This window comes from Anoxybacillus sp. PDR2, assembly GCF_009834045.1.
GTDB classification, from domain to species: Bacteria; Bacillota; Bacilli; order Bacillales; family Anoxybacillaceae; genus Anoxybacteroides; species Anoxybacteroides rupiense.
Genome location: NZ_CP047158.1, coordinates 2066228 through 2078942, shown reverse-complemented (window position 1 = coordinate 2078942; position 12715 = coordinate 2066228). Strand labels below are relative to the sequence as shown.

Sequence of the window (12715 nt, the reverse complement as noted above, 5' to 3'; positions counted from 1 at the left end):
GCCGGAATACTGCGGGGAAGCATTGCCTTTTCCTTTGCGAATGAACGAGCTACTCGCCATCCGAAAACGGGCTCCATTCGAAAGGAAAAGATAGCAAGCCTTCCTCGCTTGGAAAAGGAGGAAGCGTGCATATGATGAAGATGTATTTGTCAAATGCTAATGGAAAAATTGAAGAAATTCATGAGCTTAAAAATGGTTGCTGGATTAAGCTAGTAGCTCCGACGGAAGAAGAGATTCGTTATATCGCTAATCATTTGGACATCCCGATTGATTCGATCAAAGATGCCCTCGATGATGAAGAACGTTCGCGTGTCGAAAAGGAAGATAATCATGTGTTAATTATCGTGGATATCCCGATCATTACTCATGATGAAGTGGATGGCCCTATTTATGAAACGATTCCGATCGGGATGATTATTACGAATACATGCTTTATTACGGTTTGCCTTCAAGAAAACCCGATATTTGAAGAATTTGCGAACCATAAAATTAAAAACTTTTACACCTTTATGAAAACGCGTTTTGCTTTGCAAATGCTTTATATGATTTCGACTTACTATTTGCGGTATTTAAAGCAAATCAATCGCCGCACAAGCGAAATTGAAAAAGAGCTGCATCAATCGATGAAAAATCAGGAGTTGTTCTCGCTGTTAAGTATGGAGAAAAGCTTAGTGTATTTCATGACCTCGCTAAAAGCGAATAACATTGTCATGGAACGGCTTATGCGCCTTAATTACTTGCGAATGTATGATGACGATCAAGAGCTGTTGGAGGATGTGATCATCGAGAATAAGCAAGCGATTGAGATGGCTGAAGTATACAGCAGTATTTTGAGCGGAATGATGGATGCTTTTGCTTCGGTCATTTCTAACAACTTGAATATTGTGATGAAATTTTTAACAGCTGTGACGATTGTGATTTCACTGCCAACCATGGTTGCCAGCTTCTATGGAATGAACGTCCCAATTCCGTATCAGCATTCCCCATATGCGTTTATGGTGGCAATGCTTCTGGCCGCTTTGCTATCGAGCATTACCGCCTTTGTTTTTTGGAAAAAGCGATATTTTTAGCAAAACAAAAACCGCCCTTGATAAAAGGGCGGTTTTTGTTCGGGATTAAAACGATCATTACGGCTATTCTACACGCTTTTCCTTGTTTTTGGACGCTGTCATCCCGCCAGAAAGGATGAATTTCATTGCTTCTTCCGGTTTGACGTTGATCACCTCAATCTGCGCTTTGGGCACGAGGACGGTGATTCCTGCTACTTGAAATGTCTGCGGAATGTAGACGGCTACGTACTCTTTAAGAGGATGAAAAAGCGATTCCACTTCTTCTGACGTAATAAAACCAATGCATTTTATTTCCGTGTGCGGCAGATCGATAAGGACGACCTTTGAAAACGACCGTTTTTCACCAATAAAGGAATAGATTGTATCTTTTAAAACCGAATAAACGGTTTTCATCAGTGGAATGCTTTCAAGCAGCCGATCGATCAGCTTAATGAGGCGGCCGCTAATATATTGGGTCGATAGCCATCCTAAAACGGTAATGAGAGCAATCGTGCATAAAATGCCGATGCCGGGTATGTATGTTTCATGAAGATACGGCTTGACATATTTTCCGAGCAGTCCATCGAAAAAAGTGAATATTTTAATAAACACATAGATGGCCAGCACAATTGGAACAACTGTCAATACGCCGTTCATAAAGTTTTTTGCAAGGGTCTTCATGCGTTTGCTCCTTTCGATGTGATCCTCTATCACCTTATCAAGTTTTCTCAGAAAAGACAAGGTTTATAAAAAACGAACATTTTTATATTTTTTTTATAAAAAGTTCGTATTTATAATTGACGATTCATCTTATCCTTGCTATAGTTACAAATGGAAAAAAATGATGCGTTGGAGGACAGGATCATGAAGTCACATTATGACGTTATTGTCGTTGGTGCTGGACCGGCCGGTATTTTTACTTGCTATGAATTGACGTTGAAGCGAAAAGAAGCGAAGATTTTGCTCATTGATAAAGGTCACGATATTTATAAGCGGCGCTGCCCGATTCTGGAAAAAAGGATCGAAAAATGTCCGCCGCCGATGGGAAAAAAAGATTATGCTGGCTGTGTGCCCGCCTGTTCGATCACGAACGGATTTGGCGGTGCAGGGGCGTACTCTGATGGAAAATTCAATATTACCAGCGAGTTTGGTGGTTGGATGACGGACTATTTACCCGCTTCGCTTGTGCTCGACTTGATTCATTACGTCGATGAAATTAATTTGCAGCACGGTGCCACGTCTACTATTACTGACCCGACGACAGAAAAGGTCAAGGAGATTGAACGGCGCGCGTATGCTGCTGGCTTAAAACTGCTAAGGGCGAACGTTCGGCATTTAGGAACGGAACAAAATCTCGAGATTTTAAAAAGCATTTATGAATATTTGCGTGAGCGCATTGACATGGCTTTTCAAATAGAAGTAGGGGATATCTTAACTGAGAAGCAAAACGAACGCCATACGGTCAAAGGAGTGGTTTTAAGGGACGGAACGTCCGTAATGGCTGAAAAGGTTGTGATTGCTCCGGGACGTGATGGCTCAGCATGGCTCACCAAAATATTGAAAAAACGCCGTTTGCGCATGCTGAATAATCAAGTGGATATCGGAGTGCGTGTGGAAACTGCCAATATTGTGATGGAGGAAATTAACGAACATTTATATGAAGGGAAATTTGTTTTCAACACATCGGTCGGTACACAAGTCCGTACATTTTGCAGCAATCCATCAGGTCATGTTGTCGTGGAAAACCATTCTGGAACGATGCTGGCGAACGGGCATGCGTATAAAGATCCAAAGTTGGGCAGCAATAATACGAATTTTGCCCTGCTTGTCTCACATAAATTTTCTGAGCCGTTTGATCAACCAAATGAATACGCTCATAAAATTTCTCGGCTGGCCAATGCTTTATCGAACGGTGGCATCATTGTACAAAAATACGGAGATCTTCTAAAAGGAAGACGGTCAACGGAAAAGCGCATCAAAGAAGGATTTATCGAACCGACATTAAAAGAAGCGGTTCCAGGCGATTTAGGTCTCGTGCTTCCTTACAATACAATGAAAAGCTTAATCGAAATGACGGAAGCGCTGAATCATGTGACACCTGGGCTTGCTTCTGAGCATACTTTGTTTTATGGAGTAGAAGCGAAATTTTATTCTGCGCGTCCGAAACTAACCGATCGTTTTGAAACAGAGATTACGGGTCTATATGTTGGAGGAGATGGCGCAGGAATTACCCGCGGTCTTGCTCAGGCAGGCGCATGCGGTGTTTGGATTGCCCGCGATATCGCGCAAAAGCTAGCAAAATAACAGGATAGGCGTACGCCTATCCTGTTTTTTATGGTGATTTAACGATATTTCTATTGAACTGGGAAAATGGAACCTCTGCAAAAAACTCACAGTCGCAAGCAAGCTGGTGGCTTACCTTGGTCACACCATAGTGCTCACGCGGGGATCTATGTCGACGCATCAAGCTATATTGATAAGCACTACGGGTATTTGTTTTCGTAAATGGAAAGAATACTCTCGATGAATGATTGTATTCTTATTGTCAACTTATTTATTAAAAAAGTTGACAATAAGAACCTTCTACCCTACGATAAATGTAATCGTATGGAAAGGGGAGATAAAATATGAAAAACTGGTTGGAGTTAGCCGATCAAGTGTTGGCTGGATATGAGCTGAACGATGAAGAGGCGCTGGCGCTGTTAGACTGTCCGGATGAACAGCTTCTTCTTTTATTGCAAGGGGCCTATCATATTCGCTGCGCGTATTTTGGAAATAAAGTGAAGTTAAATATGATTATTAATGCTAAATCTGGATTATGTCCAGAAAATTGCGGGTATTGCTCGCAATCCTCGATTTCGACGGCACGTGTCCAACCGTACAAAATGGTAGATAAAGAAACGCTGATTCGCGGAGCGGAGGAAGCTTATCGTTTACAGGTAGGTACATACTGCATCGTGGCAAGCGGTCGCGGGCCAAGCGAAAAAGAGATAGATACGGTTGTTTCTGCTGTCAAAGAAATAAAAGAGCGATTTGGTTTAAAAGTGTGCGCCTGTCTCGGTATTTTAAAACCTCAACAAGCCCTCCGCCTTAAAGAAACAGGAGTGGATCGCTATAATCATAATATTAATACATCGAAAGAGCATCATCCTAAAATTACAACCTCACATACATACGATGATCGTGTACAGACGGTACAAATCGTCAAGCAAGTTGGCATTTCCCCGTGCTCTGGCGTTATTATTGGCATGAAAGAAACGAAACAGGATGTCGTTGATATGGCCAGAAGTTTAAAGGTGCTAGATGCTGACTCCATTCCGGTGAATTTTCTGCATGCAATCGACGGCACGCCACTTGCGGGAACGGATGAGTTAGATCCGCGGTACTGTCTAAAGGTACTGGCTCTGTTCCGCTATATCAATCCATCAAAAGAAATTCGCATCTCCGGCGGACGAGAGGTGAATTTGCGATCACTCCAGCCGCTCGGGTTATATGCCGCCAACTCCATTTTTGTCGGGGATTATTTAACAACGGCCGGTCAAGAAAAATCGGAGGACTATCGCATGATAGAAGATCTTGGATTTGAAATTGATTTTACTAGTCCCGAGCTTGTTGGTTAGCCTGATGCCGCTGACTTCGATGATGAGGGCAGCTTAGACTGTTAACGAACGCTTTCATTCTGCGTCACTGGCCTCGCTTATCCGCTCATGAACGTCTTTTGCTCGATTCGTCGTCTTCACTCAGCCGCGTTCCTTGTTTGCTTCAGTCTCAGGGGAAATCAACACCATGAATGGAGGTTATAGACAGAGGCCCTTTTGACTTTGTCTATCACCTTCGTTGCCGTTTGATGAATCAAAACGGAAAAAGTGAACGACAATAAAAAAGAATGACATCCTAGGGAAGTGAAACGATGAAGGACTATGAATGCATTATTATTGGCGGAGGAATTGCTGGGCTGCAGGCTGCCATCCAATTAGGCCGTTATCATCATCGCGTTCTTGTTATAGATGCTCAGAATGGCCGTTCCACACTGTGCCGAGCTTATCACAACTTGCTTGGCTGGCCGGATGGAGTCAGCGGTGAACAGCTGCGATCAAGCGGAAGGCAGCAGGCAGAACGGCTGAACGTTCACTTCGTAGACGACGAAATTGTCACTGCTTCCAAGGAGGAGGAACAATTTCAGCTTATGGGCAAAAGTGGACGACGGTACGAAGCAAAACGGATTTTATTGGCGACGGGAATAAAGGATCGTATTCCTCCGATTCCTAATCTGATTCCTTGTTTAGGGACGAGCGTTTACGTGTGCCCGGATTGTGATGGATATGAGGTGACCGATAAGAGGGTGATTGTACTTGGTGCCGGAATGGCAGGGGCCAATATGGCGTTGACACTCCTCTATTGGACGAGAGAAATCACTTATATCAATCATGATGGTGAGGATGTGGCTCCAGAGCTAAAGAGAAAGCTGCAAGAACAAAATATTCGCTATGTACGCGAACCGATTGAAGCAGTGTTGGTGAAGGACGGTCCGCTTTTCGGCGGTGTCCGTCTGCAAAACGGCACTGTGATTGCAGGAGAGCGCGGATTTATTGCTTTTGGAAATAATCAGGTGAATACAAATTTAGCCAAACAGCTTGGAGTAGAAAGGTTGGAAAATCGGCACATTCCGACAGACGCGAGAACGAAACAGACAAATGTCCCCAATGTATGGGCTGCTGGCGATATCGGAGTTCATTCGGAGCAAGTAGCGATTGCTATGGGGGAGGGGGTTCAAGCGGCGATTTGGATTCATAAAAGCATTATGGCAGAAAAAAACGCGAGCCTTAGGTGAAAGGCTCGCGTTTTTACATGATGTAGCGCCGAGCATTTCTTTTCATGAAAAAGTTTTGATTCGCATAATATCTCAATACAGAGACAGAAAAGGGGGAAGCAGCTGTGGTGCCTACATATTTGATTAAACCGCATCTCCAGCGCCACTATCCGACCGTGCAGTACGCCAAAGGAATCTATGTGTATGATACGAATGGAAAAAAATATGTAGACGGCTGTTCCGGGGCCGTGACAGCCAATCTCGGGCATGGTGTTCCAGAAATTATTGAAGCGATGAAGGAACAGGCGAATAAAGTATCGTTTGTATACCGTTCCCAATTTACAAGCGAAGCGGCTGAAAAGCTTGCCGAAACGTTAAATGAGCGCATTGGCGGCGAAACTCGCTATTGGACGTTTCTTGTCAACAGCGGATCTGAAGCGACAGAAACGGCTATGAAAATCGCCATTCAATATTGGCAAGAGAAAGGAAAAAAGGGAAAAAATAAAATTTTATCACGTTGGCTTAGCTACCATGGCATTACGCTCGGAGCACTTTCCATGTCTGGGCATACAGCAAGAAGAGAGCGTTTTGTTCCTTTGCTCGAAGATTTTCCAAATGTGCCTCCTCCATATTGTTATCGTTGTCCCTATCAGTTAACTTGGCCATCGTGTCAATGGCGCTGTGCCGATGAATTGGAGGAAGCGATTATTCGCATCGGTGCCGAGCACATTGCTGCTTTTATTGCTGAACCGATTATCGGAGCAGCAGGCGCGGCGCTAACTCCGCCAGAAGGGTATTATGAACACATTCAAGCGATTTGCCGTCGCCATGAGATTTTATTTATTGCCGATGAAGTCATGACAGGGCTTGGCCGGACAGGAAAAATGATGGGGCTTGACCATTGGCAGGCAAAGGCGGACATTATTGCGCTTGGAAAAGGATTGGGGGCTGGATATACGCCAATTGCTGCTACGCTTGTCAGCGAGCACGTGATTGAGCCGATTAGAAATGGGTCAGGAGTGGTGATGAGCGGACATACGTTAAGCGCAAATCCGCTTTCAGCTGCTGTTGCTTTGGCTGTGCTTCAATATATTGATCAGCATCGTTTAGTTCAAAAAGCAGAGGAGATTGGGAGCGATTTATTTACGAAGCTATGCCGTTTGCAGCAGAAGTTTTCATGGATTGGCGACATCCGCGGCAAAGGATTAATGCTTGGAATCGAGTTCACCGTTCCCGATACCAAAACAATGATGCCCAATAAATGGGCATTTACGGATATTGTTGTGACGAAGGCCCAAGAAAATGGCTTGCTTGTGTATCCGTCTGCTGCGGGAAATGGAAAAGATGGAGCAGCGATCATCATTGCTCCACCGCTCACGATTGAGCGCGCACAACTCGATGAATTAGTAAGTTTGCTAGAGGAAGCCTTTCATCATATTGAAAAGCATTTTCCAATGAAAGGGAATGGTCGCAATGATGGTAGCCGGAAATGAGTATGGCAAAATCGTTTCTATTGAATATGCGATTGACAAAGTAATGGACGGCTGCACCTTGATGGTTGGCGGGTTTGGCGGTGTTGGTTCGCCTCCCACGCTGCTTCAGGAGGTGTTTGACAAAGGAGTGGAGCAGCTGACGCTCATCTGTAACGATACAGCCTTTCCTCATATCGGGGTTGGTCCACTTGTGAAAGAAGGAAGAGTAAAAAAAGCAATTGTTTCGCATATCGGCTCCAATCCGATTGCGGGTTCCTTATTTCAAGAAGGGAAGATGGAGGTAGAGTTTTCTCCGCAAGGAATTCTGATCGAACGAATTCGCGCCGGAGGAGCTGGATTAGGAGGAATCCTTGTGGATATTGGCATGGATCATGAATGGTTGTCAAAAGGGAAGCCAATCGTTGAAGTAGATGGAAAGCGCTTTCTTTTGGAGCGTCCGTTGACAGCGGATGTATCGCTTGTATATGCGAAAAAAGCAGATCCTTTCGGCAATCTAGTATATGGCAAAAGTGCACGCAATACAAATCCGCTTGTCGCGATGGCCGGAAATATAACCATTGCTGAAGTTGAAGAGATTGTGCCGCTTGGCGAACTGAATCCGGAGGAAATTGTAACGCCAGGGATTTTTGTTCACTATATTGTGAAAAGCAGAGGAGTGAATTGGAAGTGGGCATGGGAATAAGGGAGCGTATCGCCAAACGGGCTGCGAAAGAACTCAAGGATGGAATGATCGTCAATCTTGGCATCGGTATTCCGTCACTTATTCCTAATTTTTTGCCGAAAGGGATGCGCATTATGTTTCAGGCGGAAAACGGCATTTTGGGCATGGGGGAAAGTCCGGACAAAGGCAAAGAGGATGCAAACCTTTGCAACGCTGCCGGCTATCCGGTCACGATTGTCGATGGAGCTTCTTATTTTGACAGTGCTACCGCTTTTGCCATGATTCGAAAGGGATTGATTGATGTTACAGTTCTCGGAGGATTGCAGGTAAGTGAACAAGGAGATTTAGCGAATTGGATGGTTCCGGGGAAACGTGTTCCGGGAGTTGGCGGAGGAATGGAACTGGCTCAAAAAACGAAAAAAGTGATTGTGGTGATGAGCCATGTTAGTAAAGATGGCGAGCCCAAAATTGTGACGGAATGCTCTTTACCGCTGACAGCTAGGCAATGCGTCCATTTGATTATTACGGATCAAGCGGTTATTGAAGTGACAAAAGAAGGGCTATTGTTAACAGAAGTGATGGCTCCGTATAATGTGGAAGATGTAGTGGCCAATACGGGAGCGTTTCTTCAGATTGCTCCGTCTCTTAAACGAATCGAATAAAAAAGAGGTGAAAGAATGAAAGATATACAGAATCAGCTTCATCAATGGATTTTAAAAAATCAGGATCAAGCCATCCAATTATTAAGGCGGCTTGTTCAAGAGGCGAGCACACAAAAAAATGAAGCAAACGCACAAGCGCTCATTATCGAAAAATGTCGGCAGCTGCAGTTAGAGCTTGATATATGGGAGCCGGATATCGAAAAGCTGCGACAGCATCCATATTTTGTATCAGCACGCACTAGCTTTAGAAATAGCCCGAATGTTGTAGCTATATGGAAAGGAGCAGGCGGAGGGCGGTCTCTTATTTTGAATAGCCATATTGACGTTGTTCCTGAGGGAGATACGCAGCAATGGAAAGATGATCCATACAGCGGACAGATAAAGGAAGGAAAAGTATATGGACGAGGCGCCTCTGATATGAAAGGAGGAACCGCATCGCTCTTATTGGCGATCGAGGCACTGCAATCCCTTGGTATCAAGTTAAAAGGAAACGTGATTTTTCAAAGTGTGATTGAAGAAGAAAGCGGTGGAGCAGGCACTTTAGCTGCTGTTTTGCGCGGATACCAAGCGGACGGGGCCATCATTCCTGAACCGACAAATATGAAACTATTTCCAAAGCAGCAAGGTTCTCTCTGGTTCCGTTTGATCGTCTCAGGCAAATCGGCACACGGCGGCACACGTTATGAAGGAGTGAGTGCGATTGAGAAGGCATCGCTTATTTTAGCAAGGATTCAGCAGTTAGAAACAGAAAGAAATCAACGCATGGTCGATCCGCTGTACGAAAATATCCCGATTCCAATTCCAATTAATGTCGGTACGATCCATGGAGGAACATGGCCTTCATCTGTGCCTGATTGTGTGGTTTTAGAAGGGAGAATGGGGGTAGCGCCAAATGAAACGATTGAGCAGGCGAAGCAGGAGATGGCGCGCGCCATTCATGAATGCAATGAGCAAGATGAATGGCTTCGAGAGCATCCTGTTCAGTTAAAATGGTTTGGCGCGCAATGGCTGCCAAGCGAGATTGAACCAACGCATCCGCTCATGCAAGCATTGAGCCGTTCGTATCGTCATGTGAAGCGGGAGGAACCGGTGATTGAGGCGGCACCATGGGGAACAGATGGAGGGCTTCTTACACAAGTCGGAAAGATCCCTACCGTTGTGTTTGGTCCGGGAACGACAGCAGTGGCCCATTATCCGAATGAATATATTGAAATATCGCAGATGCTGGAAGCGGCAGAAATGATTGCATTAACGATGATCGATTGGTGTGAAATGGACACATCAGTCTAAAATCTTTTGGCCATTTGTGAGGAAAGGGGAAGTGATATGAACGACTGGATTGAAGAAACGCAGTTTGCCGCTTCTGTCGTCTTTGATGATTTTAATGAACGGTTGCGCGTCGAAGATTATCGCGGGAGCGTTTTACCGCTTATTCATTCTATCAAAACCGCCGCTCAACAAAAGAAATATAGCAAATTAATTGTTAAAGCGAGAAACGAGCATGTGCCATTGTTCATTGAAAAAGGATTTCGCTATGAAGGATGGATTCAAGGATACTTTCATGGGAGTGACGCTCATATTCTTACCTACTATTTTCAGCAAGAGAGGCGCATGAGCGGGCATGAATGGGCAGAGGATCAAATGGTGGCAGACATTCAGACAAAATCGCCGCTCTCTTCCTTGTCGCCGCTTCCTGACCTTTATAAGCTGCGGAACGCGCAAGAAGCGGACGCTGTGGCGCTTGTCGAGCTATATCGAACAGTCTTTAAAATTTATCCCTCTCCATTGCACGAGCTTGGATATATGGAGAGCATTTTGAAAAAAGGCGCGCTCTTTTGCCTGATCGAGCATGACAAGCAAATTGTCAGTGCCGCATCTGCAGAAGTGAATCGGATGTATTACAACGCAGAGCTTACGGATTGTGCTACGCTTCCTGAGCATCGCGAGCATGGACTTATGAAGCATTTGCTTCGCTTTTTAGAAATGGAACTGAAAAAACAAGGCATTTTTTGCGCTTACTCGCTGGCCCGTGCGCAATCGTATGGAATGAACGCTGCCTTCCATCAGCTAGGCTATCGTTATAGCGGCCGGCTGATTAATAATTGCTATATTTTTAATGATTTAGAAGATATGAATATATGGGTAAAAGATTTGTCGGCGACATGATGCCTTTTTAGTAAAAACGCATAAATATGGTAGCAAGCCAAAAAAGGCAGCACGACGATCAAATAAAGGAGGGTTTACTACCTATGAGTCTATATCGGCCGAAACGCCATTGGAAGGAAATCGAGCTTTGGAAGGATGTCACAGAAGAGCAGTGGAATAATTGGCTTTGGCAATTAACGAATACGATTCGTACGCTTGATGATTTGAAAAAGGTCATTCATTTAACACCAGAGGAAGAAGAAGGGGTGAAAATTTCTGCTAAAACCATCCCGTTGAACATTACTCCTTATTACGCCTCATTGATGAATCCAGATGATCCTCGCTGCCCGATTCGCATGCAGTCTGTGCCAATTGGAAAAGAACAGTATAAAACAAAATACGACCTTGAAGATCCGCTGCATGAGGACGAAGATTCTCCCGTTCCGGGACTGACTCATCGCTATCCGGACCGTGTTCTCTTTTTAATTACGAACCAATGCTCGATGTACTGCCGCTACTGTACGCGAAGACGTTTTTCCGGCCAGGTCGGTATGGGGGTGCCAAAAAAGCAGCTGGATGTTGCCATTGATTATATCGCACAAACTCCACAAGTGCGCGATGTTTTATTGTCAGGTGGCGATGCTTTATTAGTCAATGATCAAATTTTAGAGTACATTTTAAAAAAACTGCGAGCCATTCCCCATGTTGAAATTATTCGCATCGGCACAAGAGCTCCAGTGGTATTTCCGCAGCGGATTACCGAAAATTTATGCAACATCTTAAAAAAATATCATCCAGTATGGCTGAATACCCACTTCAATACTTCCATTGAGATTACGGAAGAATCAAAACGTGCCTGTGAAATGCTGGTTGATGCCGGCGTTCCTGTGGGGAATCAAGCCGTCATTTTAGCGGGAATTAACGACAGCGTTCCAATCATGAAAAAACTAATGCATGATTTAGTGAAAATTCGTGTGCGTCCGTATTACATTTATCAGTGTGATTTATCAGAAGGAATTAGCCATTTTCGCGCTCCTGTATCAAAAGGGTTAGAAATCATTGAAGGATTGCGGGGACACACCTCGGGATATGCCGTGCCGGTTTTTGTGGTTGACGCTCCTGGCGGCGGCGGGAAAATTGCCTTGCAACCGAACTACCTCATTTCACAAACGCCAGAAAAAGTGATTTTGCGCAATTATGAAGGCGTGATTACGTCCTATCCGGAACCGAAGGGTTATGTTCCCAATCGAGCGGAGGCCTATTTTCAAGAAATTTTTCCGGATATGGATCAGAAGCAATCAACGGCGGGTATTTCCGGCATCGCCAATGACACACGATTTTCGATTGTTCCTGAAAAATTAGAGCGCATTGAACGGCGAAAAATGTATGAATCAGATCCTGCTCATAAATCATTAAAGGATTTGCGGGAAAAAAGAGATGAACTGAAAGAGAAAAAATATCAAGCGATGTTGAAAAAAACAAATGAAACGGAGATGAAGAAGGAATGACTACATGCCTTTGGTGCGGGTTTTCACAAGCTCAAGAAACGAAACAAACCGTTTATTGGGAGCTGCCAGACGGGCTTCGGGCTATTGAAATTACCCATACTCCAAGCATTTCCTGTCCGGACTGCCAAATGGTGTATCAAGAAGATGATGTGGTTGAAGAGATTGAGGATCAGCTCTTTTTAATTGATACGAGCCGTTTGTCCAGTACCGTCACTTATGAAGAGCTAATGAGCCAGCCGCGCCGTTTAAAAAGAAATTATTTTAAATAACATCAGATGTGTGGATGATTCACTAAAAACCTATGGATGTCGCTTGATTCCTCGCTTTTCTGCCTTAGACGCAAGCCCTTCTCGAACAACAAACGTTGGCGAAACGGATATGTCTGCT

General features: G+C 44.5%; 12 protein-coding genes. 11 read left to right on the top strand and 1 reads right to left on the bottom strand.

What is annotated here, in order from left to right:
* Positions 1-131: 131 nt before the first annotated feature.
* Positions 132-1070 (top strand): magnesium transporter CorA family protein, encoded by a 939-nt coding sequence (locus GRQ40_RS09950; RefSeq protein ID WP_044746022.1) that lies wholly within the window; start codon positions 132-134, stop codon positions 1068-1070.
* A gap of 63 nt (positions 1071-1133) precedes the next feature.
* Here GRQ40_RS09950 and GRQ40_RS09945 read toward each other — a convergent pair whose 3' ends face one another.
* Positions 1134-1730: a DUF502 domain-containing protein gene (locus GRQ40_RS09945; protein ID WP_066149083.1), complete on the bottom strand. Its 597-nt coding sequence runs from the start codon at positions 1728-1730 to the stop codon at positions 1134-1136.
* Positions 1731-1913: 183 nt separating this feature from the next.
* Here GRQ40_RS09945 and GRQ40_RS09940 point away from each other — a divergent pair, with 183 nt between their 5' ends.
* From GRQ40_RS09940 to GRQ40_RS09895, 10 genes are all read left to right on the top strand, one after another.
* Positions 1914-3353: an NAD(P)/FAD-dependent oxidoreductase gene (locus tag GRQ40_RS09940; protein WP_159719889.1), complete on the top strand. Its 1440-nt coding sequence runs from the start codon at positions 1914-1916 to the stop codon at positions 3351-3353.
* A 323-nt stretch (positions 3354-3676) separates the two neighbouring features.
* Positions 3677-4669 (top strand): biotin synthase BioB, encoded by a 993-nt coding sequence (bioB, locus tag GRQ40_RS09935; RefSeq protein WP_080861045.1) that lies wholly within the window; start codon positions 3677-3679, stop codon positions 4667-4669.
* A 290-nt stretch (positions 4670-4959) separates the two neighbouring features.
* Positions 4960-5880, top strand: a complete 921-nt coding sequence (locus GRQ40_RS09930; protein ID WP_044746018.1) for an NAD(P)/FAD-dependent oxidoreductase — start codon at positions 4960-4962, stop codon at positions 5878-5880.
* 104 nt (positions 5881-5984) lie between these two features.
* Entirely contained in the window at positions 5985-7352 is a 1368-nt protein-coding gene (locus GRQ40_RS09925; protein ID WP_159719888.1) for an aspartate aminotransferase family protein, read from the top strand.
* Complete coding sequence (locus tag GRQ40_RS09920) at positions 7333-8034, top strand: CoA transferase subunit A (protein WP_080861050.1); 702 nt, start codon at positions 7333-7335, stop codon at positions 8032-8034. Before GRQ40_RS09925 ends, GRQ40_RS09920 begins: the two co-directional genes overlap by 20 nt.
* The gene (locus tag GRQ40_RS09915; RefSeq protein ID WP_066149075.1) at positions 8013-8675 is read left to right on the top strand and encodes a 3-oxoacid CoA-transferase subunit B; all 663 of its coding nucleotides are present in this window, start codon (positions 8013-8015) and stop codon (positions 8673-8675) included. The genes GRQ40_RS09920 and GRQ40_RS09915 overlap by 22 nt, the downstream gene beginning before the upstream one ends.
* A gap of 15 nt (positions 8676-8690) precedes the next feature.
* Positions 8691-9965, top strand: a complete 1275-nt coding sequence (locus GRQ40_RS09910; RefSeq protein WP_159719887.1) for a peptidase — start codon at positions 8691-8693, stop codon at positions 9963-9965.
* A 36-nt stretch (positions 9966-10001) separates the two neighbouring features.
* Entirely contained in the window at positions 10002-10841 is an 840-nt protein-coding gene (ablB, locus tag GRQ40_RS09905; RefSeq protein ID WP_159719886.1) for a putative beta-lysine N-acetyltransferase, read from the top strand.
* An 83-nt stretch (positions 10842-10924) separates the two neighbouring features.
* Positions 10925-12328: a lysine 2,3-aminomutase gene (ablA, locus tag GRQ40_RS09900; RefSeq protein WP_044746012.1), complete on the top strand. Its 1404-nt coding sequence runs from the start codon at positions 10925-10927 to the stop codon at positions 12326-12328.
* Positions 12325-12597, top strand: a complete 273-nt coding sequence (locus GRQ40_RS09895) for a YokU family protein (protein WP_066149071.1) — start codon at positions 12325-12327, stop codon at positions 12595-12597. The genes ablA and GRQ40_RS09895 overlap by 4 nt, the downstream gene beginning before the upstream one ends.
* Positions 12598-12715 lie beyond the last annotated feature (118 nt).